The 25,521-nt window shown below is 71.7% G+C and carries 23 protein-coding genes and 1 other RNA gene; 13 read left to right on the top strand and 11 right to left on the bottom strand.

Annotation, left to right across the window (positions count from 1 at the left end):
- Window position 1 precedes the first annotated feature (1 nt).
- The 3 genes from C0010_RS07905 to C0010_RS07895 are packed head-to-tail and all read right to left on the bottom strand — an operon-like array spanning window position 2 to window position 3,210.
- Complete coding sequence (locus tag C0010_RS07905; protein WP_105566518.1) at window positions 2-1,051, bottom strand: zinc-binding dehydrogenase; 1,050 nt, start codon at window positions 1,049-1,051, stop codon at window positions 2-4.
- Entirely contained in the window at window positions 1,048-1,818 is a 771-nt protein-coding gene (locus C0010_RS07900; RefSeq protein WP_105566517.1) for an SDR family oxidoreductase, read from the bottom strand. Before C0010_RS07900 ends, C0010_RS07905 begins: the two co-directional genes overlap by 4 nt.
- Window positions 1,819-1,827: 9 nt before the next feature.
- Window positions 1,828-3,210, bottom strand: coding sequence for a GntP family permease (locus tag C0010_RS07895; RefSeq protein WP_105566516.1), 1,383 nt, complete (start codon window positions 3,208-3,210; stop codon window positions 1,828-1,830).
- Window positions 3,211-3,324: 114 nt separating this feature from the next.
- Between C0010_RS07895 and C0010_RS07890 the strand changes: the two genes are divergently transcribed.
- Window positions 3,325-4,029, top strand: a complete 705-nt coding sequence (locus C0010_RS07890) for a FadR/GntR family transcriptional regulator (protein ID WP_105566515.1) — start codon at window positions 3,325-3,327, stop codon at window positions 4,027-4,029.
- Between the two features lie 369 nt (window positions 4,030-4,398).
- On the opposite strand, the gene ssrA is transcribed toward C0010_RS07890, so the two are convergent.
- Window positions 4,399-4,776: a transfer-messenger RNA gene (gene ssrA, locus C0010_RS07885) on the bottom strand.
- Between the two features lie 296 nt (window positions 4,777-5,072).
- Here ssrA and C0010_RS07880 point away from each other — a divergent pair.
- Window positions 5,073-6,392, top strand: a complete 1,320-nt coding sequence (locus C0010_RS07880; RefSeq protein ID WP_105566514.1) for a M20/M25/M40 family metallo-hydrolase — start codon at window positions 5,073-5,075, stop codon at window positions 6,390-6,392.
- Between the two features lie 67 nt (window positions 6,393-6,459).
- The gene (locus C0010_RS07875; protein ID WP_105566623.1) at window positions 6,460-7,899 is read left to right on the top strand and encodes an MFS transporter; all 1,440 of its coding nucleotides are present in this window, start codon (window positions 6,460-6,462) and stop codon (window positions 7,897-7,899) included.
- Between the two features lie 65 nt (window positions 7,900-7,964).
- Here C0010_RS07875 and trmD read toward each other — a convergent pair whose 3' ends face one another.
- The 4 genes from trmD to rpsP all read right to left on the bottom strand — a co-directional run bounded on the left by trmD (window position 7,965) and on the right by rpsP (window position 9,988).
- Entirely contained in the window at window positions 7,965-8,657 is a 693-nt protein-coding gene (trmD, locus tag C0010_RS07870) for a tRNA (guanosine(37)-N1)-methyltransferase TrmD (protein WP_105566513.1), read from the bottom strand.
- Between the two features lie 64 nt (window positions 8,658-8,721).
- Window positions 8,722-9,333, bottom strand: coding sequence for a ribosome maturation factor RimM (gene rimM, locus C0010_RS07865; protein WP_408631076.1), 612 nt, complete (start codon window positions 9,331-9,333; stop codon window positions 8,722-8,724).
- The gene (locus tag C0010_RS07860; protein ID WP_105566511.1) at window positions 9,333-9,563 is read right to left on the bottom strand and encodes a KH domain-containing protein; all 231 of its coding nucleotides are present in this window, start codon (window positions 9,561-9,563) and stop codon (window positions 9,333-9,335) included. Before C0010_RS07860 ends, rimM begins: the two co-directional genes overlap by 1 nt.
- Before the next feature lie 5 nt (window positions 9,564-9,568).
- Window positions 9,569-9,988, bottom strand: a complete 420-nt coding sequence (gene rpsP / locus C0010_RS07855; RefSeq protein WP_105566510.1) for a 30S ribosomal protein S16 — start codon at window positions 9,986-9,988, stop codon at window positions 9,569-9,571.
- A 298-nt stretch (window positions 9,989-10,286) separates the two neighbouring features.
- Here rpsP and C0010_RS07850 point away from each other — a divergent pair, with 298 nt between their 5' ends.
- Genes C0010_RS07850 through C0010_RS07830 form a run of 5 tightly spaced genes read left to right on the top strand, consistent with a single transcriptional unit; the run spans window position 10,287 to window position 15,253 of the window.
- Window positions 10,287-11,345, top strand: coding sequence for an iron-siderophore ABC transporter substrate-binding protein (locus C0010_RS07850; RefSeq protein WP_105566622.1), 1,059 nt, complete (start codon window positions 10,287-10,289; stop codon window positions 11,343-11,345).
- The gene (locus tag C0010_RS07845) at window positions 11,342-12,400 is read left to right on the top strand and encodes a FecCD family ABC transporter permease (protein WP_198410803.1); all 1,059 of its coding nucleotides are present in this window, start codon (window positions 11,342-11,344) and stop codon (window positions 12,398-12,400) included. The genes C0010_RS07850 and C0010_RS07845 overlap by 4 nt, the downstream gene beginning before the upstream one ends.
- A gap of 5 nt (window positions 12,401-12,405) precedes the next feature.
- On the top strand, window positions 12,406-13,449 hold the full coding sequence (locus tag C0010_RS07840) for a FecCD family ABC transporter permease (protein ID WP_105566620.1): 1,044 nt from the start codon (window positions 12,406-12,408) through the stop codon (window positions 13,447-13,449).
- Complete coding sequence (locus C0010_RS07835; protein ID WP_105566509.1) at window positions 13,446-14,336, top strand: ABC transporter ATP-binding protein; 891 nt, start codon at window positions 13,446-13,448, stop codon at window positions 14,334-14,336. The genes C0010_RS07840 and C0010_RS07835 overlap by 4 nt, the downstream gene beginning before the upstream one ends.
- A complete protein-coding gene (locus tag C0010_RS07830; RefSeq protein ID WP_105566508.1) occupies window positions 14,333-15,253 on the top strand; it encodes a siderophore-interacting protein in 921 nt (306 codons plus the stop codon). The genes C0010_RS07835 and C0010_RS07830 overlap by 4 nt, the downstream gene beginning before the upstream one ends.
- Window positions 15,254-15,259: 6 nt before the next feature.
- Here the strand turns inward: C0010_RS07830 and glpK are convergent, their stop codons facing one another.
- Together glpK and C0010_RS07820 are read right to left on the bottom strand one after the other, a co-directional pair.
- Window positions 15,260-16,771 carry a glycerol kinase GlpK gene (gene glpK / locus C0010_RS07825; RefSeq protein ID WP_105566507.1) on the bottom strand — a complete coding sequence of 504 codons (1,512 nt, stop codon included), beginning with the start codon at window positions 16,769-16,771 and terminating at the stop codon, window positions 15,260-15,262.
- Window positions 16,772-16,877: 106 nt separating this feature from the next.
- Window positions 16,878-17,864 carry a sugar-binding transcriptional regulator gene (locus C0010_RS07820; RefSeq protein ID WP_105566506.1) on the bottom strand — a complete coding sequence of 329 codons (987 nt, stop codon included), beginning with the start codon at window positions 17,862-17,864 and terminating at the stop codon, window positions 16,878-16,880.
- Between the two features lie 129 nt (window positions 17,865-17,993).
- On the opposite strand from C0010_RS07820, the gene C0010_RS07815 reads away from it, so the two are divergent.
- Both C0010_RS07815 and ffh read left to right on the top strand, forming a co-directional pair.
- A complete protein-coding gene (locus C0010_RS07815; protein WP_105566505.1) occupies window positions 17,994-19,691 on the top strand; it encodes a glycerol-3-phosphate dehydrogenase/oxidase in 1,698 nt (565 codons plus the stop codon).
- Window positions 19,692-19,752: 61 nt separating this feature from the next.
- Entirely contained in the window at window positions 19,753-21,321 is a 1,569-nt protein-coding gene (ffh, locus tag C0010_RS07810; protein ID WP_105566504.1) for a signal recognition particle protein, read from the top strand.
- 112 nt (window positions 21,322-21,433) lie between these two features.
- On the opposite strand, the gene C0010_RS07805 is transcribed toward ffh, so the two are convergent.
- A complete protein-coding gene (locus C0010_RS07805) occupies window positions 21,434-22,000 on the bottom strand; it encodes a helix-turn-helix domain-containing protein (RefSeq protein WP_105566503.1) in 567 nt (188 codons plus the stop codon).
- A 72-nt stretch (window positions 22,001-22,072) separates the two neighbouring features.
- Here C0010_RS07805 and lipB point away from each other — a divergent pair, with 72 nt between their 5' ends.
- The 3 genes from lipB to C0010_RS07790 all read left to right on the top strand — a co-directional run bounded on the left by lipB (window position 22,073) and on the right by C0010_RS07790 (window position 25,520).
- Window positions 22,073-22,738 (top strand): lipoyl(octanoyl) transferase LipB, encoded by a 666-nt coding sequence (lipB, locus tag C0010_RS07800; RefSeq protein WP_267893847.1) that lies wholly within the window; start codon window positions 22,073-22,075, stop codon window positions 22,736-22,738.
- Window positions 22,735-23,727, top strand: a complete 993-nt coding sequence (gene lipA, locus C0010_RS07795) for a lipoyl synthase (protein WP_105566501.1) — start codon at window positions 22,735-22,737, stop codon at window positions 23,725-23,727. Before lipB ends, lipA begins: the two co-directional genes overlap by 4 nt.
- A 155-nt stretch (window positions 23,728-23,882) precedes the next feature.
- On the top strand, window positions 23,883-25,520 hold the full coding sequence (locus C0010_RS07790) for an ABC transporter substrate-binding protein (RefSeq protein WP_105566500.1): 1,638 nt from the start codon (window positions 23,883-23,885) through the stop codon (window positions 25,518-25,520).
- Window position 25,521 lies beyond the last annotated feature (1 nt).

Here is a 25,521-nt window from a genome sequence, read left to right as displayed (position 1 = left end):
CTCAGCCCCCGTACGACGCGTTCGCGTCGGGTTCGAACGAGACGACGACCTTGCCGGAGGCCCTCGCGTCGCGCGCGATCTCGAAGGCGCCGCCGACATCGGCGACCGGGACGACGTGCGTGACGACACGGGCGATCTCGGGGCGCCGCCCGAGCAGCGCGATGGCCTCGTCGATCTCGTCGCGGAAGCGGAACGCCCCGCGCAGGTCGACCTCCTTGGAGATGAACGGCGCCAGGTTCACGCCCTGCGGCGTGTTCGGGAGCATGCCGATCTGCACGACGACCCCGCGCCGGCGCACCGCGGCTCCCGCGGAGCTGATCGCCGCCGGAGCCCCGGAGCATTCCAGCACGACGTCGAACGCCTCGGCCGCGAGCTCGTCGCGGCCGACGCGCACCACGGCGTCGGCTCCGATCTCGCGCGCCCTCTCCAGCGGCTCGTCGAGCATGTCGCTGACGGTCACGTGCGCGGCTCCTCGGGCGCGGGCCGCCGCGACGGCGAGCAGCCCGATGGGGCCCGCCCCCGAGACGAGCACGCGGGCGCCGGTGAGGTCGCCGGCGCGCGTCGCACCGTGCAGAGCGACGCCGAGCGGCTCCGCGAGCACGGCCTCGGCCGTTCCGACGCCATCCGGGAGCACCCGCACCATCCCGCGGTCGACGACCAGCAGATCGACCATCGCCCCCTGCGTGTGCGGCATGGTCGCCGCGCTGCCGAGATACGACCCTCCCGGCCACAGGTGCGGCTGGTCCTCGATGCCCGGCGCCTCGGTGCCGAAGCGTGCGGGGTGCACCGTGACGGTCGTCCCCGGCGCCCACTCGCCCCGCGGGTCCGTTTCGACGACCCCCGACATCTCGTGGCCGGGGATGAGCGGCTCGCGCACCGCGTACTCGCCGTTCGCCCCTTCGAAGAAGTAGTGCAGGTCGCTCCCGCAGATGCCGACGCGCTGCACCCGGATGCGCACCTCCCCCTCGCCAGGTTCCGCCGCGCCGACGTGCCGGATCGCGATGCGGTCCTTGCCGTCGATGTACACCGCGCGGTTCGCTTCGGCGCTCATACGACGGCCGTCATTCCGCCGTCGACGACGATGTTCTGGCCCGAGACGAAGCTTGATGCATCGGATGCGAGGAAGAGCAGCGCCCCTCGCAGCTCGCGCACGTCGCCCCACCGGTGGGCGGGCGTGCGGTTCACGAGCCAGTCGTTGAACGCCTCGTCCTCGACGAGGGCGCGATTCATGTCGGTCGCGAAATAGCCGGGCGAGAGGGCGTTCACCTGCACGCCGAAGCGCGCGAGGTCTGCCGCCATCCCCTGGGTCAGCAGCGCCACGCCGCCCTTCGACGCCGAGTACGGCGCGATCGTCTGCCGCGCCAGCTTCGACTGCACGGAGGCGACGTTGATGATCTTGCCCGAACCGCGCTCTGTCATGCCGGGCACGACGAAGCGCGACACGTAGAACATGCTCGACAGGTTGCTGGCGATCACCGCGTCCCAGTCGTCGACGGCGAACTCGCCGATCGGCGCGCGCCGCTGCAGGCCGGCGTTGTTCACGAGGATGTCGGGCACGCCGTGCTCGGCGATCAGCTCCTCGACGCTGGTCTGCACCGCCTGCGCGTCCGTCACGTCGAACCGCGCCGTCGCCGGCGCGGCGCCCGTGACATCGGCGACCGCTTCCGCGGCCTCGGCGAGGGCCCGCGCATCGCGGCCGTGCAGGATCACGCGAGCCCCCGCCTCCGCGAGGCCGAGCGCCAGCGTGCGCCCGAGCCCGCGGGACGAGCCGGTGACGAGCGCCGAGCGCCCCGTGATGTCGAACAGATCGGTAGTCATCCGCTTCTCCTAGAAGATCAGGTAGACGGCGAGGACGATGACGAACGCGACGACCGATTCGATCGCCTGCTGCACCGTCCAGGTCTTGAGGGTGGTCTGCACGTCCAGCTTCATCAGGCGTCCGACCAGCCAGAAGCCGGAGTCGTTGACGTGGCCGGCGAACACCGAGCCGGCGGCCGTCGCCAGCGTGATCGCCGCGACGTCCATCGCGCCGAAGTCCCCGGCGGCGACGGCCGGCGCCATCAGGCCGGCGGACGTCACCAGCGCGACGGTCGCGGAGCCCTGCGCCAGGCGCAGCACGACGGCGATGATGTACGCCGCGAAGATGACGGGCAGGCCCAGGTCGGCGAGCGTGTCCGCGAGGGCGTCGCCGATGCCGGATGCCCGCAGCACACCGCCGAACATGCCGCCGGCGCCGGTGATCAGGATGACCGATGCGACGGGGCCCAGCGTGCCGTCGACGAGCTTCTCGAGAGCCGAGCCCTGCTCGCCGCGGAAACGGCCGAGCACGAGCAGAGCGACGATCACCGTGATCAGCAGGGCGATGGGCGACTGGCCGATGAACACCAGGGACTGCACCCAGAACGCTTCGGGGTCGACAGCGCCGACCGAGCCGAGCGTGCTCAGGCCCGTGTTCAGGAAGATCAGGACGATCGGGACCAGCAGGATCGCGATGACGGTGCCGGGCTTCGGCGGGTTCTCGGGCTGGTCGTCGTCGCTCGCACCGAACAGCGACGGCACCACGAGCGGAATGCGCTTGTTGACGAACTTGCCCCACAGGTAACCGGACAGGTACCAGGTCGGGAAGGCGACGACGATGCCGAGCAGGAGCACGAGCCCGAGGTTCGCCTCGTAGAACTCGATGGCCGAGACCGGGCCCGGGTGCGGCGGCAGGAAGACGTGCATGACGGAGAACGCCGCGGCGCTGCTGATGCCGAACAGGAGCAGGTTCTTGCCGCCGATGCGGCGCGCGACGGCGAAGATGATCGGGAGCATGACCACGAGGCCCGCATCGAAGAAGATCGGGAAGCCCAGCAGCAGAGAGGTGAGGCCGAGGGCGAAGGCCGCGCGCTTCTCGCCGAAGACGCGCACCATCAGGTCGGCGACGGCCTTCGCACCGCCCGACGATTCGATCAGCCGCCCGAGGATCGCGCCGAGCCCGATCAGCAGCGCGACCGAGCCGAGCGTCTTGCCGAAATCGCCCACGAGCGCGTCGACGATCGAGCCGACGGGAAGCCCCGTTGCGATCGCCGTCAGCACCGAGACGAGGATCAGCGTGAGGAACGCGTGCAGACGCAGCTTGATCACCAGGAACAGGATCAGCAGGACGGCGCCGGCGGCGATGCCGAGCAGCGCCCCCGGGCCGAGCGTCTGGGTCCACTCTTCAGTCATGAGATTCTCCGTTGAACATGGGTCGAGCGCAGCGGATCGGCGACGGTCCACAACGCAAAAGTACTACTTATAGCCGTAGTAAGGTATCACTAGTTACATCGAGAAGGGAACCCGATGGCGGGCCGCATCCACGACGACGTCACCCGCGACCTCGGCACCCGCATCGTCGCGGGAGAGATCGCACCGGGTGCAGTCTTCACCCTGGCGCAGCTGGAGAACGACTACGGCGCCTCCCGGACGATCGCCCGCGACGCCGTGCAGGTGCTCGAGAGCCTGGGCCTAGTCGCCTCGCGCCGGCGGGTCGGCATCACGGTGCAGCCGCGGGATTCCTGGGACGCATTCGCCCCGCGAGTGATCGAGTGGAACCTGCAGGGTCCGTTCCGCCAGCAGCAGCTCGAGGCGCTCATGGAGCTGCGCGTTGCGGTCGAACCGACGGCGGCGCGCCTGGCCGCCCTCCGTGCGACTCCCGCGCAGCGCGCGGAGCTGCGCCGGCTGGCCGGGCGACTCCGGGCCCTGGGTTCCGAGGGCAACGGCGCGTCGGACGACTTCCTGGAGGCCGACGTCGCCTTCCACGATCTGCTGCTCCAGGCATCCGGGAACCCGCAGCTGATCGCCCTGCGCGCACCCGTGCGGGAGGTGCTCACCGGGCGCACCCGGCTGGGCCTGACGCCGCCCGTCCCCGCCGCGGGAACCCTCGAGGAGCACGAGTCCGTCGCGGCCGCGGTCAGCGCGGGCCGCGGCGAGGAGGCCGAGGCGCACTCCCGCTCGCACATGCTGTCCGTCTGGAGCGAGGTGCAGTCGGACGACTCGCTGGCCTGAGCCCGGCCGACCCCACGCCCCGATACCGCCACCGCCCTCGGTCGGGCGCGCGACGCCGACGAGCGCCTCGAACGCACCACCGCGGACGACCGGAGCGCCGATGGATTCGGACCCGCGCCGGCTCACGGGCTGCCAGCGCATGAAGAAACCCCCGCGCTCCCTGTCAAGAGGAGGGAACGCGGGGGTTGTGCAAAGGGTGAGAGGTCTGTGTTCCCGGCACCGACGTGCCGGTCAACAGACTCAATCGGCTCGAGCATGAGCGCGAGCGCTCTTGCCTCTCGCCTCAATCGTCTGTGGTCCATAGAACCGGGAACAGACTCAATCGGCTCGAGCATGAGCGCGAGCGCTCCTGCCTCTCGCCTCAATCGTCTGTGGAGCTGGGGGGAATCGAACCCCCGTCCAACGCTGGTTCACTGAAGTTTCTCCGGGCGCAGTCTGTGGAGACGTTCTGCTCGGCCCCGACCTTCAGCACAGACACATAGGTCGACGGGCCCAGCCGCAGAGGAGTCCCGTACGACGTCGCGGCCCCGTCGCACAGCAAGACCCCTTAGATGGCGCCAGGGTCCGTGTCGGGGTCGACCACGGTCTGACGGACTCGGGCTCGCAGCTTAGGCTGCGAGGGCGAAGTCAGTGCGCTTAGCGTTAGCGTTGGCACTTATAGTTTCGCGGGGGGCGTTAACGAGATAACCCCGCATCCTCGGCCCGCTTCTGTCAGATCGGCAGGCGCTGTCGAAACCGATCAGCCCCGTGGATCCTTCCGCAGAAGGGAACCTCTCACACTCTGTGCACTTATCAGCGCCCGAGGGCGCATCGTGCCCGGCGGCCGGGCGGCTCGGAATCTCTCCGAGCACTACAGCTTACATGAACCAGGGCCACCGGCGCATCCCGGTGCGAGCGATCGCGCACCACCGAGGAGGATCAGCGGGATCGAGGACGAGAACGCGGGAGACCTCCGCGCGGGCGCGAACTCCTCGGGACCGCGCGCGGCGGCGCTCGCCCCGGTGGGGCGCGGGAACGCGGGAGGGCTCGGCTACTGTCGTGGCATGGGTGAAGACGCCGATATGGCCGAACGGCTGGGCCGGATGATCCGGGTCGCCACGGTCAGCGCTGGTGCCGATTCCGAGGCGCCGTTCGAGGAGTTCCGTGCGCTGCTGCAGGAGCTGTACCCCCGGGTGCACGCCGAGCTCGATGTCGAGCTCGTCGGCGACCGCGGGCTGCTGTACCGGTGGCGCGGGCGCGGCGACGGCGACCCCCTCGTGCTGATGGCGCACTACGACGTCGTTCCGGCCGATGCGGCCGATGGCTGGGAGCAGGATCCGTTCGCCGGGCTCGTCGCCGACGGCAAGGTGTTCGGTCGCGGCGCGCTCGACGACAAGGGCCCGCTCCTGGTGGCGATCGAGGCCGTCGAGCAGCTCCTCGCCGACGGCTTCTCCCCCGCACGCGACGTCTACCTCTCGTTCGGCGGCGACGAGGAGGTCCACGGCGCCTCGGCCCGGGCCATCGCCGCCGAACTCGCGGGGCGCGGCGTCGACCCCTGGCTGGTCGTCGACGAGGGTGGCGCCGTCGTCGACGCCCCACTGCCCTTCGTCGCGGGCCGCGCCGCGATGATCGGCGTCGGCGAGAAGGGGGTCGCCACACTCCGCCTCAGCGCCTCCGGCGACGGAGGGCACGCATCGGCCCCGCGCGGCCCCGGTGCGATCGATCGCGTCGCGCGCGCCGTCAGCCGCCTCGGCCCCGGCACGTTCCGGCCGCGCATGCCGGCATCCGTCGCCCGGATGATCGGGGTCTTCGCCGGCAGGGCGACTGGCCCCGCGCGGCCGCTGCTGCGCCTCCTCGCCCGCTGGCCGTGGCTCGGCGGCCGGGTGTTCGCCGCGCTCGGCGGCGAACCGGCGGCCCTGGCGCGCACGACGATCGCCGCGACCATGCAGTCGGGAGGCTCGGCCGCGAACGTGCTGCCGTCGCGGGCATCGGCGACCCTGAACCTCCGGATCATCCCGGGCGAGACGGCCCGCGGCGCCGCGCGGCGCGTGCGGCGGCGCATCCGCGACGGCCGCGTCGACGTCGAGCTCCTCGAGGGAGACGACCCGTCGCCGGAGTCGCCCGTCGACGGGCCGCAGTTCGCCGCGATCGCCGATGCCGTGCGCGCCGCGTACCCCGACGCGCTGCCCGCTCCGTATCTGATGATGCAGGCGAGCGACGCGCGGCACTTCCACGCGCGCTGGCCAGCTGTCTACCGGTTCGCGCCGCTCGAGATGTCGTCGGCGCAGCGCGCTTCGATCCACGGCGTCGGCGAGTGGGTCGAGGCGTTCTCCCTCGCCCGGGGCCGCGCGTTCCACGAGGCGCTCATCCGGGGGCTGTCGTGACCCGCGAGCGGCGCGCGCTCGCGGCGGGGAGCCCGTCGTGACACCGCGCACCGGCGTCAGGGCGCTCATGGGCGTCGTCGGCTTCCTCGCCGCCGTCGAGTTCACGAGCGGCATCATCCAGGGCTACTACACGCCCATGCTCACCGACATCGCGCGCCACCTCGGCGTCAACGACGCCGACGTGAACTGGATCGAGGGCGGGCAGCTGATGCTCTCGGCGCTCGTCGTCCCCGCTTTCACGAAGCTCGGCGACATGGTCGGGCACAAGCGGATGCTGCTGATCTCGACCGCGATCACGGCCGCCGCATCGCTCGCGCTGCCGTTCATCGACTCGTTCGCCGTGTTCCTCATCGCCTGGGCGCTCCAGGGCGTCTACGTCGTGTGGCTGCCGCTCGAGGTCGCGCTCATCTGGATCAGGGCGAGGCGCATCGCGGAGCGCGGCGGCGTCCGGCCGGCCGCCGTGACCGCCCAGGCGGCCGGCCTGCTCGTGGCCGCGCTCGAGTTCGGCGCGATCGGCGGCGCCCTCATCGGCGGCGCCCTGATCGATGCACTGCCGTTGCGGGCCGTCCTGCTCATCCCCGCGGCGGCCGTCGTCGCGTGCTTCTTCGCGATCCTGTTCGGCGTGGAGGAGTCGCCGAACCCGGTCGGCGGCCGCCTCGACACGGTGGGCCTCGCGCTCGTCTCGCTCGCGCTGATCGCCTTCACGGGCGGGCTCAGCCTGCTCCGCGTCGGAGGGCCGGATTCTGCTGCGGCGTGGGCCGTGACCGCGCTCGGCATCGCGCTCCTCGTGCCCTTCGTGCTGTGGGAGCGCCGGCACCCCGACCCCCTCATCGACGTGCGCATGTTCCGGTCGCCGGCCCTGTGGCCGATCTTCCTGACGGCCGGGCTCTTCGGGGTCAGCGTGCTCGGTGCCCAGGCGCCGCTGTCGACGTTCGCCCGCACCGATCCGGATGTCTACGGATACGGCCTCGGGACGACCGGATTCGCCACGTCTCTGATCATCGGGCTCTACCTCGTCGCGATGATCGTCGGCGCGCTCGCCTTCCCCCGTGTCGCGCGCGCGACGACGCCGCGGGTCTCGCTGATCCTGGCGTCGCTCCTGGTCGGTCTCGGATACCTGCTGTTCCTGCCCTTCCACGACGAGTACGCGCAGACGATCACGAACATGATGCTCGCCGGCCTCGGCTCGGGCGCGCTGGTCGCGGCCCTGCCGGCCGCGGCCGCGGCTGCGGCGCCGCCCGCGCAGACCGGCGTGGCGACGGGCCTGACGAACTCGGTCAAGACGGTCGGCGGCGCCGTCGCATCGTGCGTCTTCGGCATCGCGCTGCTCAACGGCGTCGCCGCCGCCGGCCCCGAGTCGACCGCGGGCTCGCTCTCGGGCTACGTCACGGTCTGGCTCGTGTGCGGCATCACGGCGCTCGTCGCCGCGACCGCGCTCCTGCTCGTGCCGAAGGAGGCGTTCACCGACGCGCCCGCCGAGGCGGGGCCGGAGCGCACGCCGGCATAGCGGTCGCGGGGCCGGATGACGGGAGTCGTTCGGGGCGCGCGACCGCCCGAGGGGTCGGTCGGGAGCTATTCGGCGTCGTCCGGGAGCAGGTCGGGGCGGTGCTCACGCGTGCGGGCGATGGACTGCTCCCTGCGCCACGCGTCGACGGCGCCGTGGTTGCCGCTCAGCAGCACGGGCGGAACCTCGAGGCCGCGCCACTGGGCGGGCTTCGTGTAGATCGGATACTCCAGGAGGCCGTCCTCCTCGTGCGACTCCTCCACGAGGCTCGCCGGGTTCCCCACCATGCCGGGGATCAGCCGCGTCACGGCTTCGATCATCGCCATCGCGGCGACCTCGCCGCCGTTGAGCACGTAGTCGCCGAGGCTCACGAGCCGCACGCGGCCCTTCGCCGCGTAGTGGTCGATGACCCGCTGGTCGATGCCCTCGTAGCGGCCGCAGGCGAAGACCAGCTGCTCCTCGTCGGCGAGCTCGCGCGCCATCGGCTGCGAGAAGCGCTCCCCCGCCGGCGAGGGCACGAGCAGCACCCCGTCGTCCGTGAGCGCGTGGTCGAGCGCTTCACCCCACGGCTCTGGCTTCATCACCATGCCGGCGCCGCCCCCGTAGGGGGTGTCGTCGACCGTGCGGTGGCGATCGTGCGCCCAGTCGCGCAGGTCGTGGACCCTGACGTCGATCAGGCCGCGCTCGCGCGCCTTCCCGACCAGGGAGAGGTCGAGCACGTCGAAGAAGGACGGGAAGATCGTGATGACATCCAGGCGCACCGGGACAGTCTAGTTCGCCGCGGCTCCGAGATTCCGGATCCGCCGCGGGCGCCGAGCCGCGCTCCTACTCGGAGGCCGCCCTGTCGCCGCCTTCGGGCTCGAGCGCGCCGTCGGCGGGCGCCGGCTCCTCAGGGAGCTCCTCGAAGAGCCCCGCCGGGGGCGTGACGATGACGCGACCGCCCGCGAGATCGACCTCGGGGACGATGGCCGCCACGAACGGCACCATGACCTCGTCGCCGTTCGCCCTGACGATCAGCAGGTCGTGCGAGGGCAGGTGGTCGACGCGCGACACCTTGCCGATGACCTCGCCGTCGCGCACGACATCGAGGCCCGCGAGCTGGTGGTCGTACCAGGCGTCGTCCTCGGGCTCCGACTCGGCGGCGTCCTGGTCGATCCACAGGATGGCGCGCACGATGCTCTCGGCCTCCGTGCGGTCGTCGATGCCCTCGAGGAACACGACGGGGTGATTGTTCATCCAGCGGAACTCCCGCACGACGACGGTTTTGCCGTGCCATTTGGAGTCCTGCGGAACCTGGAGCGTGAACTCCGCTCCAGGGACGAACCGACGATCGGGGTCGTCGGTGTACAGCTCGACCTTGAGGGCGCCCTTGAGGCCGTGGGCCTTGAGGAGGCGCCCCACTCGGAGCTGCGGCTTGGCTGCGCGCTCTGCCACGATCAGTCGTCGGCGACGTCGACGCGGACGCGTTTGCCGTCTGCCAGGGCGCTCACGACGGTGCGCAGCGCCTTTGCGGTGCGACCGCCGCGCCCGATCACACGGCCACGATCCTCCTCGGCGACGTGCACTTCCAGCACATCGCCGCGGGGCGTGGTCGACGAAACGATTCGTACGTCATCCGGGGAATCGACGATCCCCTTGACGGTGTGTTCGAGCGCGGCGGCCAGCACGGCGATTACTCTGCGGTCTCTTCGGCCGGAGCCGCGTCCTCGGCCGGAGCCTCGGCGGGCTCTGCCGCCTTCTTCTCGGCCTTCGGCTTGATGACCGACTTCTTGCTGGCGTCGACCGCGAAGGCGGCCTTCTCCTCGGCGACCTGGACAGTGCTCTTCGCGTCCTTGTCGCCCTTGAACTTGCCCCAGTCGCCGGTCAGCTTGAGGATGGCGCGCACCTGGTCGCTCGGCTGGGCGCCGACGCTCAGCCAGTACTGCGCACGCTCCGAGTCGACCTCGATGAACGAGGGCTGCTCGGTGGGGTGGTACTTGCCGATCTCCTCGATCACACGACCGTCGCGCTTCTTGCGCGAGTCGGCCACGATGATGCGGTAGTACGGCGCGCGGATCTTGCCGAAGCGCTTCAGACGGATCTTGACAGCCACGATTCTCCTGTGGTTTTCGAAAGTGGTCGAACCAATCGCCTCGCGCGTGGGGTCATGCACGCCGGCGGAAGCTCTGATGGCGGTTCGCAGAGAAGGATAGAGGGTCGTTCCCGCGTTCCAAACCTCTATTCTGCCAGATCGTCGCTGAACGTTGCGAATCGACGCGGGGCGCGCCGCGACACCACTCGGCATTTAGGTAAGGCTCACCTTGCGGTCGCCTGGATTTTAGGCAATCCTTGCCTGTGCACGCCGTCCGGCCCTCGCCGCTGTGCACCCGAACACCACCCGAAAGGCCATGATGTCCGCACGCCCCTGGATCGCCTCCGTCGCCCTCGCCGGCACCGCACTCCTGCTCGCCTCCTGCGCAGGCGGCGCCTCCCCCGCCGCGGAGGAGCCCGCGGCCGAGGACTGCACGCCGAGCCTCGAGGCGGCCGGGCCGTCGGAGGAGGCGGTCACGGTCGAGCACGCGCTGGGCACGACCGAGATCCCCGCCGGCGTCGAGCGGGTCGCGTCGATCGGCTGGGGCAACCAGGACGTCGCTCTCGCGCTCGGCGTCGCGCCGGTCGGCGCCGACGACCAGACCTGGTCGATGGACAGCAGCGACGGCCTGGGGCTGTACGACTGGACGACCGACGGATTCGCGGCCCTCTGCGCGCCGGAGCCCGTCGTCTACAGTACCGCCGACGGCACGGATTTCACGGCGATCGCCGACTCGCAGCCCGACCTCATCCTCGCCGCGTACTCCGGCCTCACGCAGGAGGACTACGACACCCTGAGCGAGATCGCCCCCGTCGTCGCCTACCCCGAGGTCCCCTGGTTCACACCGTGGCGCGACACCATCCGGCTCGACTCCGAGGCGCTCGGTCAGGCGGAGGCCGGTGAGGAGCTCATCGCCTCGCTCGAGGACCAGATCTCGCAGGCGACCGACGGCGGCGAGAAGTTCGCCGGCAAGAAGGCCGCCTTCGTGTACGTGAACCCCGCCGATCTCTCGGTCGTGTCGGTCTACGGCACCTCCGACTCGCGCACCGCGTTCCTCGGCGACCTGGGCTTCGAGTTCCCCGAGACGGCCGAGCAGGCGACGGAGGACGGCGCCTTCTACCTCGACGTCGCAGCCGAGAACGCCGACATGCTCGACGACTTCGACGTCATCGTCGCCTACGGCGACGACACGACGGCGCAGGCCCTGCAGGACGACCCGCTGTGGAGCACCGTGCCCGCCGTCGAGGCCGGCGCGGTCGCGATCGCCGGCAACGGCGATGCGTTCAGCGGCGCCGTCACCCCGACCGCCCTCTCGATCCCCTGGATGCTCGACGACTACGTCGGCATCCTTGAGGAGGCGGCGACGAGCGCGAAGTGAGTGCGGCGACGCTGACCGCCGTCGATGCCCCGGCCGCACGCACGACCGGGGCGACCAGGCGCGCCGCGACGGTCGTCGTCGGAGTCGCGGCGATCGCCATCGCGCTCGTCGTCTCCCTCGCCTTCGGCTCGCGCAGCGTCGGCCTCACCGAGATCGCCGACGGCCTGACGGCGTGGTTCGCCGGGCGCGCGCCCGAGGACATCGGCGCGATCGCCGTGCAGGAGCGCATCCCGCGCACCGTGCTGTCGCTCGTCGCCGGCGCGGCGCTCGCGGTCTCGGGCGGGGTGATGCAGGCGCTGACCCGCAACCCGATCGCCGACCCCGGCATCCTCGGTGTGAACACGGGTGCCGCGCTGTTCGTCGTGTGCGGCATCGCGTTCTTCGGCATCTCCTCGACCTACCAGTACCTCGCGCTCGCGCTCACCGGCGGGGCGCTCGCGGCGGCGTTCGTCTACGTCGTCGGCTCCATCGGTGCCGGCGGCGCGACGCCCATCAAGCTCGCCCTCGCGGGCGCGGCCACGACCGCGGCCCTGTCGTCGCTCGTCAGCGCAGTCATGCTCCCGCGCGCCGCCGCAATGAACGATTTCCGGTTCTGGCAGGTCGGCGGAACCGGCGGCGCCGAATGGGCGTCGATGGCCGCCGCCGCACCCCTGCTGCTCGTCGCCGGCGCCGTCGCGATGATCTGCGCCTCCGCCCTGAACGCCCTCGCACTCGGCGACGAGACGGCATCCGGGCTCGGCGTCAGCGTCGGACGTACCCGCGCGATCGCGGCGATCGCCGGCGTCGTGCTGTGCGCAGCGACGACCGCGCTGTGCGGCCCGATCGCTTTCGTCGGGCTGATGATCCCGCACGTGGTGCGGATGGTCGTCGGCCCCGACCAGCGCTGGATCCTCCCGATCTCGGCGATCGGCGGCGCCGTGCTGCTCACGCTCGCCGACACGGCCGGCCGCGTGCTCGGCTCGCCGGGCGAGGTCGAAGCCGGCATCCTCACGGCCTTCCTCGGCGCCCCCGTCCTCGTGATGATCGCCAGGCGCACCCGGATGCGGGGCCTGTGATGCTGATGACCTCGCCCGCGCGCCAGGCCCCCGCCGCGCTCCTGGCCGGCCGCAGGCGCCGGCGGCGCCGCCGCGCCGTCGGGACCGCCGTGCTCGCCGCGCTGGCCCTGCTCCTGATCATGGCGACCCTGCTCGTCGGCACCACGTTCTACCCGGTCGCCGAGGTCATCCGGGTCCTCGCGGGCGAGGACGTGCCGGGCGCGAGCTTCACCGTCGGCCAGCAGCGGCTGCCCCGGGCGCTGACGGGCCTGCTCGCCGGGGCGGCGTTCGGCATCGCCGGCTCGACGTTCCAGACGATGCTGAGGAACCCGCTCGCGAGCCCGGATGTCATCGGCATCACCTCGGGCGCCAGCGCCGCGGCGGTGATCTCGCTCGCCGTGCTGCACCTCTCGGGCGGCGCCACGACCGTCATCGCCCTCGTCGCCGGCGTCGCCACCGCCGCCGTCATCTACGCGGCCGCGCGCGGCGGCGAATCGACGGGCGGCCGCCTGATCCTGATCGGCATCGGAATCGGGGCGATGCTCGATGCCGTCGTGGCCTTCGTCATCCAGCGCGCCGCCGAGTGGGACGTCCCCGTCGCGATGCGCTGGCTCACGGGGAGCCTCAACGGCGCCCGGATGGAGGAGCTCTGGCCCCTCGTGCTCGCGCTGGCGCTGCTGGGGCCCGTCGTGGCCGCGCTCTCGCGCGACCTCGGCGCGCTCGAGCTGGGCGACGCATCGGCGACGGCGCTCGGCGTCAGGGTGGGCCGCACCCGCGTCGCACTGATCCTCTCCGCCGTCGCCCTCGCGTGCGTCGCGACCGCCACGACGGGGCCGATCGCCTTCGTCGCCTTCCTCGCCGGGCCCATCGCCCAGCGCATCGTCGGTGCAGGCGCCTCGCTCGTCGTGCCGTCGGCGCTGGTCGGTGCGTGCCTGGTGCTCGCCGCCGACCTGATCGGGCAGTTCGCGTTCGACACGAAGTTCCCCGTCGGCGTCATCACGGGTATCCTCGGCGCGCCGTACCTGCTCGTCCTGCTCATCCGCACCAACCGCAAGGGGGCATCCTCATGACCGCCGACCGAACGCTCGCCGCAGACGCCCTGTCGTCCGGCTACGGCTCGACGACGATCGTCGACGACGTCAGCCTCGAGCTGCCGGCCGGGGGCATCAGCGTGATCGTCGGCGCCAACGCGTGCGGCAAATCGACGCTGCTGAAGACGCTCTCGCGCCTCGTCCCCGCGACCGGCGGCGCGGTGCTGCTCGACGGCGAGGCGATCGCGAAGCGCAGCACCAAGGCGCTCGCGCGGACCCTCGGCCTGCTGCCCCAGCAGCCGGTCGCGCCCGAGGGCATCGCCGTCGCCGACCTCGTCGGGCGCGGGCGGCACCCGCACCAGAAGCTGTTCCGCTCCTGGGGCGCCGAGGACGACCGCGCCGTCGCCGAGGCCCTCGAGGCGACCGGCATCACAGGCCTCGCCGATGCCGTCGTCGACGAGCTCTCGGGGGGCCAGCGCCAGCGCGTGTGGATCGCCATGGCCCTCGCGCAGGAGACCGACGTCCTGCTGCTCGACGAGCCGACGACCTTCCTCGACCTCGCGCACCAGGTCGAGGTGCTCGACCTGCTCACCGACCTGAACCGCTCCCGCGGCACCACGATCGCGATGGTGCTGCACGACATCAACCTCGCCGCGCGCTACGCCGACCACATCTTCGCGATGCGGCGGGGCCGCCTCGTGGCCTCTGGCGCGCCGGCCGACGTCGTCTCGCCGGAGCTGATCGCCGACGTCTTCGGCCTCGATGCCGTGGTCGCGGCCGACCCCGTCTCGGGGACGCCCCTCGTCATCCCGCGCGGCCGCCACCACAGCGCGCCGCGCGACGCCGCCCCGGGCGCACCGGAGACATCCACGACCGACACCCCCGCGGCGAGCGCCGCGGCCGAGCCCGCAGGAGCGCCCAGATGAGCACCGCAGCTGCGACCGACACCCGCCCGATGCGACTCTTCCGCGCCAGGGTCAGCCGCATCACCGACCTGACGCCGAGCTTCCGCCGGTTCACCTTCACGGGCGACGACCTGCACGAGTACGGCGACCCCGGGTACGACCAGCGCATCAAGGTCGTCTTCCCCCGCCCGGGCGGCTCGCTCGACACGATGCCGACGGCCGACGACTGGTACACGCCGTGGCGCGAGCAGGATCCGGATGAGCGCCACCCGTTCCGCACGTATACGACCCGTGCCGTGCGCAACGAGCTGCGGGAGGTCGACGTCGACATGGTCGCTCACGAGGTGTCGGGCCCCGCCTCGGCGTGGATCCGCGACGCGGCACCGGGTGACGAGGTGATGCTGGCCGCCCCGACGATCCACCACGGCGGTGCGCGCCTCGGCGTCGACTTCGTGCCGCCGGAGCGAACCGAGAAGTACCTGTTGGTCGGAGACGAGACCGCGGCCCCCGCGATCGCGGTGATGCTCGAGCAGCTGCCCCGCGAAGCGCGAGGCGTCGTCGTGCTGGAGGTGCCGTACGAGGCCGACGCGGCCTACCTGCCCGAGCACCCCGGCTTCCACATCGAGGTCGCCGGCCGCGGCGACGGCGAGCGGCACGCCCACCTCGATCGGGCGGCCGCCGAGCAGGCCGCGGCCCTCTGCCCCGACGGCCGCGGCTCCGACGTCGAGGAGGTCGACGTCGACAGCGGCCTGCTCTGGGAGGTGCCGCGCACCGCGAAGGGCGGTGCAGCGCTGAAGAGCGCGCCGCTGTATGCCTGGGTCGCCGGCGAGGCCGGCGCGATCAAGCGCATCCGGCGCCACCTCGTCCGCGAGGTCGGCGTCGACCGCCGGGCCGTGGCGTTCATGGGCTACTGGCGCCTCGGCAGGGCCGAGAACTAGCCGGGGTCACTCCACCCAGTCGAGCGTGCGGTCGACGGCCTTCTTCCACCGGGCCAAGCGCGCCTCGCGCTCGTCGTCCGGCATCCGGGGCTCCCACCGCGCGTCCTCGGCCCAGAGCGCGCCGAGCTCCTCGCGGTCGCGCCAGAAGCCGACGGCGAGGCCCGCCGCGAACGCGGCGCCCAGCGAGGTCGTCTCGGAGACGACCGGTCGCACGACGGGCACGCCGAGGATGTCGGCCTGGAACTGCATCAGCAGCTCGTTGTGCACCATGCCGCCGTCGACGTGCAGCTCCGACAGAGGCACACCGGCGTCGGCATTCATGGCGTCGATCACCTCGCGCGATTGGAAGGCGACCGCCTCGAGCGCCGCGCGGGCGAAGTGCCCCTTCGTCGCGAACCTCGTCAGGCCGACGATCGCCCCGCGCGCGTCGCTGCGCCAGTGCGGCGCGAACAGCCCGGAGAAGGCGGGCACGATGTGCACGTCGCCGTTGTCGTCGACGCTGCGCGCCAGCTCCTCGACCTCCGGCGCGGAGGAGATCATGCCGAGGTTGTCGCGCAGCCACTGGATGAGCGAACCGGTCACGGCGATCGAGCCCTCGAGAGCGTAGACGGGGGGCTCCTCCCCCAGGCGGTAGGCGACGGTCGTGATGAGGCCGTGCTCGGAGCGCACCATCTCCTCGCCCGTGTTCAGGAGCACGAAGTTGCCCGTCCCGTACGAGTTCTTGGACTGGCCGCGCGAGAACGCCGTCTGGCCGAACGTCGCGGACTGCTGGTCGCCCAGGATGCCGGCGATCGGCGTCTCCCGCAGCAGGCTCTGCGGGTTGCCGGCGCCGTAGACCTCGGAGGACGACCGGATGCTCGGCAGCATCGCGCGCGGGATCCGGAACAGCTCGAGCATCTCGTCCGACCATTCGAGGCTCTCGACGTCCATCAGCATGGTGCGGCTCGCATTGGTCACGTCCGTGACGTGCGCGCCGCCCGCCGAACCGCCCGAGAGGTTCCAGACGAGCCACGTGTCGATCGTGCCGAAGAGGAGGTCCCCTGCCTCGGCGCGCTCCCGCGCTCCTTCGACGTTGTCCAGGATCCAGGCGAGCTTCGAGGCGGAGAAGTAGGCGCTCATGGGCAGCCCCGTGAGGCGGCGCACCCGCTCGCCCTCCCCCGCCTCGGCGAGACGGTCCATCTCGTCCTGCGTGCGCGTGTCCTGCCAGACGATCGCGTTGTGGATCGGCCGACCCGTCGCCCTGTCCCACACGACGACCGTCTCCCGCTGGTTCGTGATGCCGATCGCGGCGACGTCGTGCCTCGTGATCTCGGGGCCGGACAGCGCCTGCCCGATCACCTCGCGGGTGCTCGCCCAGATCTCGAGCGCGTCGTGCTCGACGAGGCCGGGCCCGGGGAAGATCTGCTCGTGCTCGCGCTGGCCCGTCGCGACGATCGTCGCGTCGTGGTCGAACACGATCGCCCGCGTCGACGTCGTGCCCTGATCGATCGCGATCACGTACTTCTGCTCGTTCGCCACGGGAACCCCTTCGTCGCCTCTGCTGCGTCGCGAACCAGGCTACGGGTCGCGGCGCCGGCGCCCGCACCGGATGCACGAACGTGCGGGCCGCCTCGCACCCCCGCCCTCAGCCGACGAGCTCCTGGGCCAGCTCTTCGTCGATCACGAGGTCGGTCGCCACGCGGGCGGCGAGCGCACCGCGCACGGCGGGGACCTTGGGCAGGCCGCTCACGACGCAGACGCGCCGGGGCACGCGGCGCAGGCGGTCGATACCGGGGCCCGTCGCCCGCGCGTTCAGGGCGATGTCGCGCCACGATCCGTCGGCGCGGAAGAACACCGTCGCGACGTCGCCCACCGCCCCGTCGTCGGCGAGGCTCCGGAAGTCGGCGCGGTCGAGGTACCCGCCGACGTACACGCGGCTCGGCACGTCGGCCGACGGGGAGCCCAGCCCGAAGATCGCGACGTCGATGCGGTCCTGGATTCCGAGCACCCGGCGCGTGCTGCGCTCGCGCCACATCGCCTCCTTAGTGGCGGGGTCATCGAAGAAGGCCGGGACGGGGAACTGCTGCACGTCGGCCGAGAACGCGCCGGCGAATCGCTGCAGGATCTCGCTGGCGTACTCGACGCCGCTCGTCATGGTGTTGCCGGCGCCGTTGAGCTGCACCACCGTGGTGCCGTGCGTCTCGCGCTGCGGCAGGTGGCGGCTGATCGCCCCGAGGGTCGACCCCCACGCGACGCCGATCGACGCGTTCGAGTCGACGAAGCCGCCGATCAGGCGGGCGGCCGTCATCGCGACGCGCTCGAGCCTGTCGACCTCGTTGACGCCCGACCCGACCGGAACGACGTGGGGCGTCACACCGAAGCGGTCCCGGATGCGCCGCTCGAGCGCCTGCGCGCCCGCGAGCGGGGAGTTGATCCGGATGTCCACGAGGCCGACGCGCCGTGCGTGGGCGATCAACCGCGAGACCGAGGAGCGCGAGGTGCGCAGCTCCCGGGCGATCGCGTCCATCGTGAGGTCCTGCAGGTAGTACAGCTGCGCCGCGGCGAGCGCGCGCTCGAGCTTGGGTGCGCCGCGTTCGTCGGCCCCGCCGCGTGCGTCCGCCGAGTCGTCCATCCGCACCCTCCGTCCGGTACCTGCACATCCGTGCACGTTGCTTGCGCATGCGTTCGCGCCTCGCCAGCCTAGAGTTGTGGGGCGGTCGGCGCATCCGGCGCAGCGGGACCGCCCGAAGTGAGGAGCACCATGGCCGCGACCGCACCGACCCGCCGCGACGAGGCCCTGGCCTCCATCAGGGGCGCCGGCCGCGCGCGCGTGCTGATCATCGGCGGCGGCATCAACGGCATCGCGACGTTCCGCGATCTCGCACTGCAGGGCATCGACGTCGTGCTGGTCGAGCGGGGCGACTTCGCGTCCGGGGCGTCGAGCGCGTCGAGCCACATGGTGCACGGCGGCATCCGGTACCTCGAGAACGGCGAGTTCCGCCTCGTGCACGAGTCGGTGCAGGAGCGCAACGACCTGTTGAAGACGGCGCCGCACTTCGTGAAGCCGTTGAAGACGACGATCCCGATCTATTCGACGTTCGCGGGCCTCGTGAGCGCCCCGCTGAAGTTCCTGGGGCTCGGCTCCGGCACGCCGTCGGAGCGCGGGGCGGCACTGATCAAGGCGGGCCTCGTGATGTACGACCTGTTCGCCCGCTCGGGGCGCAGCACGCCCCGGCACGCGTTCCACGGCCGCGCGCGGTCGCTCGCGGAGCTGCCGGCGATGAACCCCGACCTGAAGTACACCGCGACCTACTTCGACGCCTCGATGCACGACCCCGAGCGGCTCGCGCTCGATGTGCTGAACGACGGCGTGGCCGCCGGCGGCCGCGCCGTCAACCACGTCGAGGCGATCGGGCGCGAAGGCAACGAGGTCGTGCTGCGCGACAACGCGACGGGCGAGGAGTTCCGCATCGCGGCCGAGGCCGTCGTGAACGCCTCGGGCCCCTGGACCGACCTCACCAACTCCGCGCTCGGCGACGCCACGGCGTACATGGGAGGCACCAAAGGCTCGCACATCGTGCTCGACAACCCCGAGCTGGTCGAGGCCACCGGCGGGCGCGAGATCTTCTTCGAGCACTCCGACGGCCGCATCGTGCTCATCTATCCCCTGAAGGGGAAGGCGATGGTCGGCACGACCGACATCCCCGCCGACCCGCGCGAGCCCGCCGTGTGCACCGAGGACGAGGTCGACTACTTCTTCGACCTCATCCGGAACGTGTTCCCCTCGATCGCGGTGTCCCGCGAGCAGATCGTATACCGATTCGCGGGCATCCGCCCCCTTCCGGCGAGCGACGCTGATCGGCCGGGGCAGGTCTCGCGCGACTACCGCATCGTCGAGGGCGAGCTCGACGGCCTCCCCGTCATCAGCCTCGTCGGCGGCAAGTGGACGACGTTCCGTGCGCTCGGCGAGACGCTCTCCGACCGGGTGCTGTACCTGCTGAAGGCACCGCGCGTCGCCGGCACCCGCGGCCGAGCGATCGGCGGCGGGCGCGATTACCCGGAGACGCCGGCCGAGGCGTCCGCATGGCAGCGCACGCACCTCGGCGACGACTCCGCCCGCACGCGCCTGCTGTTCGAGCGGTACGGCACCCGCGCCGCCGACGTCGCCGCCTTCCTCGCGGAGGGCGACGACGAGGAGCTGCTCGGCGGCGAGCTGTCCCGCCGCGAGGTCGCCTGGATGGTGCGGGAGGAGCAGGCGGTGCGCCTGTCGGACGTCATCCTGCGCCGCACGTCGATCGCCTTCACGGGCCGCGCCGACGCCGATGCGCTCGGCGTCGTCGCCGACGCGATGGCCCCCGAGCGCGGCTGGACGCCCGCCGAGCGCGACGCCGAGGTCGATGCGACGGCGGCCCTCCTCCGCGACGCCCACGGCGTGGAGCCGGAGCGCGAGCTCGCCTGACGATGACCCTTGCCGGGACCGGGCGGGCTCACCGCCGCGAGCCGGTAGAATCGGGCGCACCATGGCTACATTTGGCAACCTCTCCGACCGGCTGACCGAGACCTTCCGCAATCTGCGGACGAAGGGAAAGCTGTCGGCCGCCGACGTCGACGGCACCGTTCGCGAGATCCGGCGCGCGCTGCTCGATGCGGACGTCGCGCTCGAGGTCGTGAAGGCCTTCACCGCGAAGGTGCGTGAGCGCGCCCTCGGCGACGAGGTGAACCGCGCCCTGAACCCGGCGCAGCAGGTCGTTCAGATCGTCAACGAGGAGCTCGTGGCGATCCTCGGCGGTGAGCAGCGCAAGCTGCAGTTCGCCAAGACGCCGCCGACCGTGATCATGCTCGCGGGCCTCCAGGGCTCGGGTAAGACGACGTTCGCCGGCAAGCTGGCGAAGCAGCTGCAGAAGGAGGGCCACACGCCCCTCCTGGTCGCCGCCGACCTGCAGCGCCCGAACGCTGTGAACCAGCTCCAGGTGGTCGCCGAGCGAGCGGGCGCGACCATCTACGCGCCCTTCGAGGGCAACGGCGTCGGCGACCCCGTGAAGGCGTCCAAGGACGGCGTCGCCTACGCCGAGCGCCACCAGCACGACATCGTCATCATCGACACCGCCGGCCGCCTCGGTGTCGACGCCGAGCTGATGAAGCAGGCCAGCGACATCCGGAAGAAGACGAACCCGGACGAGGTCCTGTTCGTCATCGACGCGATGATCGGCCAGGACGCCGTGAACACGGCGCGCGCCTTCCAGGAGGGCGTCGACTTCACGGGCGTCGTGCTCTCGAAGCTCGACGGCGACGCGCGCGGCGGCGCCGCGCTGTCGGTCGCGTCCGTCACGGGTCGCCCCATCATCTACGCGTCGACGGGTGAGAACCTCGACGACATCGAGGCCTTCCACCCCGACCGCATGGCGAGCCGCATCCTCGACCTCGGCGACATCCTCACCCTCATCGAGCAGGCCCAGCAGGCCTTCGACGAGGAGGAGGCGATGAAGGTCGCCGAGAAGCTCGCCAAGGAGGCCTTCACCCTCGACGACTTCCTGCAGCAGATGCAGCAGATGAAGAAGATGGGCTCGATGAAGAAGATGCTCGGCATGATGCCGGGCATGGGCGGCATGAAGGAGCAGCTCGAGAACTTCGACGAGCGCGAGATCGACCGCACCGAGGCGATCATCCGGTCGATGACCCCGGCCGAGCGGGGCAACACCAAGATCCTGAACGGCTCGCGCCGCGCCCGCATCGCCCGCGGATCCGGCATGACGGTGACCGACGTGAACTCGCTCGTGAACCGCTTCGAGCAGGCTGCGAAGATGATGAAGACCGTCGCGCGCGGCGGCACCCCGAACATTCCCGGCATGGGCGCGATGCCCCCCGGCATGGGCGGCAAGACCGGCGCCAGCGCGAAACGCGGCAAGAAGGGCGCCAAGGGCAAGAAGGGCGGATCGCGCTCGGGCAACCCGGCCAAGCGCGCCGCCGAGAACGCCGGCCTCACGGCCGCGCCGCAGAGCCCGACGGGCTCCGGCTTCGGGCTCGGCGCCGCACAGCAGCAGCCGAGCGAGGCCGACCTGGCCGAGATCCAGAAGCTGTTCGGCAAGTAGGGCGCATCGAACGCCGGTTGCCCGACCCGCGCGGTCGGGCATCCGGCGTTCTCGCGTGAGCGCCTGACGCGCGGTGCGGGCTCCGCATGGGAGCGCCGGGTGAGCGCGCGCGTCAGCGCGCCGGTGCGGGGACGGCCGCGAGGGCGCGATCGAGCCAGTCGGACAGGGGCGCCGTACCGGCGCCCGCGAGCGCCCACGCCCGGATCGCCGCCAGCAGCGCCGCCCCGTAGGCGCCGCCTGTGACATCGGCGGCGAGCGGATCGGCGCCGTCGCGTCGCAGGGCGCGGGCCGCGAGCACCGCGGCGCGGTGCGCGCGCAGCGCCGACTCCTGCTCGAGCGACGCCTCGATCCGCATGGCGCTCGCGTTCGCGATCGCGAGCGCCAGGGCGTCGGGCGCGAGGCGGGCGGCGGCACGCCGCAGGGCGTCCTCCGCCGCCGCTCCCTCGTCGACGGCCGCCGCCGCGGCGGCGATGCGCTCGTCGAGCCCGCCCCAGAGCAGCTCGGCCTTCGTCGCGGCGTAATTGAAGAAGCTCGACCGCCCGATCCCGGCACGCGACGCGATGTCGGTCACGCTCGTGTCGTCGTAGCCGTTCTCGAGGAACAGCTCGCACGCCGCTTCGGCGAGCATGTCGCGCGAGATCGACCGCGGCCGGCCGGGGCGACGCGCGGCGGTGGTCATGACCCCACTCTATCCGCGCTAGGGTGGGTGCCACCGAGAGATTATTGGACCGAGTCCGAAAAGGCCGGTCCGGTGAAGAGAGCGGGAAGCCGAATGATCGATGTGCTGCGGGCGGGCTTCGCCCCGGACGCCGTCCCCTATCTCGACGGCTGGGAGTTGCAGCGCACCGTCCACGCCGGCGTCGTCGACGGCTCGCGTCCGGAGACGCTCATCCTGCTGGAGCACGAACCGGTCTTCACGGCGGGCTCCCGCACGGAGCCGCACGAACGGCCCACGGCATCCGGCACCCCCGTCATCAACGTCGACCGCGGAGGCAGGATCACCTGGCACGGCCCCGGCCAGCTCGTCGGCTACCCGATCATGCACGCCGAGGACCGCGGTCGCGCCGTCGGGGTCGTGCGCCGGATCGAGCGGATGCTCATCGAGCTGATCGCGCCGTACGGCATCGACGGCATCGCCGTGGAGGGCCGCAGCGGCGTCTGGGTGCAGCGCACCGACGGCGCGCAGGACAAGATCGCCGCGATCGGCATGCGCGTCGCGCACGGCGTGACGATGCACGGCTTCGCCCTGAACTGCAACCATTCGCTCGCGCCGTACGAGGAGATCGTCGCCTGCGGCATCGCCGACGCGGGCGTCACGACGATCGCGCGCGAATCCAGGCGCGACGTCTCCCCCGCCGACCTCGCCGATGCCGCGGCGAGCGCCTTCCGCAACGCCTTCGAGAGGATCCCCGCATGACCACGACGGCCCCCAATGGCCGCAAGCTCCTCCGCCTCGAGGTCCGCAACGCGCAGACCCCGATCGAGAAGAAGCCGGAGTGGATCAAGACCCGCGTCAGACAGGGCCCCGCCTACCAGGACGTCCGCTCGCTCGTGAAGGGCGAGGACCTGCACACGGTGTGCCAGGAGGCCGGCTGCCCCAACATCTACGAGTGCTGGGAGGACAGGGAGGCGACCTTCCTGATCGGCGGCTCGCAGTGCACGCGCCGGTGCGACTTCTGCCAGATCGACACGGGCAAGCCCGACGCCTACGACACAGATGAGCCGCGCCGCGTCGCCGAGAGCGTGCGGACGATGGGCCTCCGGTACGCGACCGTCACGTCGGTCGCCCGCGACGACCTGGACGACACGGGCGCCTGGCTCAACGCAGAGACGGTGCGGCAGATCCACCGCCTCAACCCGAACACGGGCGTCGAGCTCCTCGCGAACGAGCACAACGGCGACCCCCGCTTCCTCGGCGAGATCTTCAGCGCGCAGCCCGAGGTGTTCGCGCACAACGTCGAGACCGTGCCGCGCGTTTTCAAGCGCATCCGGCCGGCCTTCGACTACGACCGCTCGCTCGGCGTGATCACGCAGGGCCATGAGGCCGGCCTCATCACGAAGTCGAACCTGATCCTGGGCATGGGCGAGGAGCCGGATGAGGTCGAGCAGGCCCTGCGCGACCTGCGCGACGCCGGCTGCGACATCATCACCCTGACGCAGTACCTCCGCCCGAGCCCGCGCCACATGCCGGTGGCGCGCTGGGTCAAGCCGGATGAGTTCGTCGAGTTCAAGGAGACCGCCGAGCGGCTCGGATTCCTCGGCGTCCTCGCCGGGCCCCTCGTGCGCTCGTCGTACCGCGCCGGTCGGCTCTGGGCGAAGAGCATGCGCGAGAAGGGTCGGGCGCTGCCCGCGAACCTCGCTCACTTCGCCGACGACCAGCCAGCGGAGTTCGCGCAGGCGGTCTGAGCGCGTTCGCATGACGCGGGCCACCGTTCTTCGACGAAGACGGCGACCCGCGTCCTGCGGGGCCCGCGCAGCGCGCGGCGCCCGGGGGCGCGGTCGCGGGTAGGCTGGACGACGGTCCCTTTTCCGGACCGAGTCCGCGAACCACCCGAGGAGCCATGCTTCCGTTCCGCCGTTCCCTGCCCATCGCCGCACTCGCGGCCGTCGCCGTGATCCTCGCCGGGTGCGCCGGCGGCACCGCCGCCCCCGAAGAAGAGGCGGCGACCGTAGAGGGCGGCACGCTCGTCTACGCGACGGGCGATGCCGAGCCGACCTGCCTCGACCCCCACGTCGGCGGCAACTACCCGCAGGGCCTCATCTCGACCCAGTACCTCGAGCCGCTCGTCGGTCGCAGCGCCGACGGCGAGATCGAGCCCTGGCTCGCGACCGAGTGGGAGGCAACGGACGACGGCCTCACCTGGAACCTGGCGCTGCGCGACGACGTGAGCTTCACCGACGGCACCCCGTTCGACGCCGCGGCCGTCAAGGCCAACATCGAGCACCTGCAGGATCCGGACACGGCCTCGTCGACCGGTTACCTGTCGGTCAAGGAGATCGACGAGGTCGAGGTCGTCGACGACGCCCACGTGCGCTTCCACCTCTCCACCCCGAAGTCGGCGCTGCTCGAGGTGCTCAGCCAGCAGTGGAGCGCCATGGAGTCGCCGGCCGGCATCGAGCGCGGCCAGGAGGAGAACTGCGCCGCCCCGATCGGCACGGGCCCCTTCATCGTCGAGAGCTGGGCGCCGCAGGACCGCGTCGTGATGACGCGCAACGACGACTACGTGCCGACGAACCCGCAGCGCGACCACGACGGCCCGGCTCACGTCGACACGCTCGAGTGGCGCTTCATCCCGGATGCCGCCACGCGCCAGGCCGCCCTCGCGTCCGGCGAGGTGCACGTCATCGACAACCCCCTCCCGACCGACATCGCCGCGGCCGAGGCGCAGGGCATCGAGCACCTGGACGCGCCGCGCCCCGCGTCGGCCAACCGCATCGAGCTGAACACGGCCCAGGCGCCGTTCGATGACGCCCGCGTGCGCGAGGCGTTCATCCGGTCGGCCGACCCGAACCCCGGCATCGAGTCGCTCTTCCGGGGCACGGCGGAGCGCTCCTACTCCGCGCTGTCGAGCGTCGAGCCGATGGGCGTCAGCGACGAGGCGCTGTTCGCGACCGACCCGGAGGCGGCGAACGAGCTGCTCGACGAGGCCGGCTGGACCGAGCGCAACGACGACGGCGTCCGGATGAAGGGCGGCGAGACGCTGACGGTGCGGTTCCCCGTCTCGACCAACCAGTCGACGGAGGCCGAGCAGTCGCTCTTCGAGCAGATCCAGGCGAACACCGCGGCGGTCGGCTTCGACGTCGAGCTGAACCCCGTCGACCTGTCGACCTGGTACGGAGCGCTCGCGGCGCACGAGTACGAGGCCGTCTCGGCGCCGTACACGACCGTCGGGCCCGACGTGCTGCGCATCCTGTACCACTCCGACTCCACGGTCCCCGCACCGTCCGGCTACTTCGCGAACAACGCTCAGCTGACCCTGCCCGAGCTCGACGGACTGCTCGAGGACGCCCTGCGCACGACCGACGACGCCGAGCGCACCGAGTTGTACGCGCAGGCGCAGGAGATCATCCTCGGCAGCTTCGCGGTCCTGCCGCTCTACGACCAGCAGAACCACTTCCTGTACAAGGGCGTGACGGGCGTCGACGCGCTGCACACGATCGCGACGCCGCTGCTGCTGAACGCGCAGCTCACGAAGTAGC

This window comes from Microbacterium halophytorum, assembly GCF_002970975.1.
In the GTDB taxonomy this organism is placed as follows: domain Bacteria; phylum Actinomycetota; class Actinomycetes; order Actinomycetales; family Microbacteriaceae; genus Microbacterium; species Microbacterium halophytorum.
The sequence above is the reverse complement of the archived record's forward strand: the minus strand, read 5'-3'. Positions and strand labels throughout refer to the sequence as shown.

What these genes read in the sequence shown, in the direction of transcription:
- C0010_RS07905 (WP_105566518.1), bottom strand. Translation starts at nt 1,051, where the DNA reads ATGAGCGCCGAAGCGAACCGCGCGGTGTACATCGACGGCAAGGACCGC.
- C0010_RS07900 (WP_105566517.1), bottom strand. Translation starts at nt 1,818, where the DNA reads ATGACTACCGATCTGTTCGACATCACGGGGCGCTCGGCGCTCGTCACC.
- C0010_RS07895 (WP_105566516.1), bottom strand. Translation starts at nt 3,210, where the DNA reads ATGACTGAAGAGTGGACCCAGACGCTCGGCCCGGGGGCGCTGCTCGGC.
- C0010_RS07890 (WP_105566515.1), top strand. Translation starts at nt 3,325, where the DNA reads ATGGCGGGCCGCATCCACGACGACGTCACCCGCGACCTCGGCACCCGC.
- C0010_RS07880 (WP_105566514.1), top strand. Translation starts at nt 5,073, where the DNA reads ATGGGTGAAGACGCCGATATGGCCGAACGGCTGGGCCGGATGATCCGG.
- C0010_RS07875 (WP_105566623.1), top strand. Translation starts at nt 6,460, where the DNA reads ATGGGCGTCGTCGGCTTCCTCGCCGCCGTCGAGTTCACGAGCGGCATC.
- C0010_RS07850 (WP_105566622.1), top strand. Translation starts at nt 10,287, where the DNA reads ATGTCCGCACGCCCCTGGATCGCCTCCGTCGCCCTCGCCGGCACCGCA.
- C0010_RS07840 (WP_105566620.1), top strand. Translation starts at nt 12,406, where the DNA reads ATGACCTCGCCCGCGCGCCAGGCCCCCGCCGCGCTCCTGGCCGGCCGC.
- C0010_RS07835 (WP_105566509.1), top strand. Translation starts at nt 13,446, where the DNA reads ATGACCGCCGACCGAACGCTCGCCGCAGACGCCCTGTCGTCCGGCTAC.
- C0010_RS07830 (WP_105566508.1), top strand. Translation starts at nt 14,333, where the DNA reads ATGAGCACCGCAGCTGCGACCGACACCCGCCCGATGCGACTCTTCCGC.
- C0010_RS07820 (WP_105566506.1), bottom strand. Translation starts at nt 17,864, where the DNA reads ATGGACGACTCGGCGGACGCACGCGGCGGGGCCGACGAACGCGGCGCA.
- C0010_RS07815 (WP_105566505.1), top strand. Translation starts at nt 17,994, where the DNA reads ATGGCCGCGACCGCACCGACCCGCCGCGACGAGGCCCTGGCCTCCATC.
- ffh (WP_105566504.1), top strand. Translation starts at nt 19,753, where the DNA reads ATGGCTACATTTGGCAACCTCTCCGACCGGCTGACCGAGACCTTCCGC.
- C0010_RS07805 (WP_105566503.1), bottom strand. Translation starts at nt 22,000, where the DNA reads ATGACCACCGCCGCGCGTCGCCCCGGCCGGCCGCGGTCGATCTCGCGC.
- lipA (WP_105566501.1), top strand. Translation starts at nt 22,735, where the DNA reads ATGACCACGACGGCCCCCAATGGCCGCAAGCTCCTCCGCCTCGAGGTC.
- C0010_RS07790 (WP_105566500.1), top strand. Translation starts at nt 23,883, where the DNA reads ATGCTTCCGTTCCGCCGTTCCCTGCCCATCGCCGCACTCGCGGCCGTC.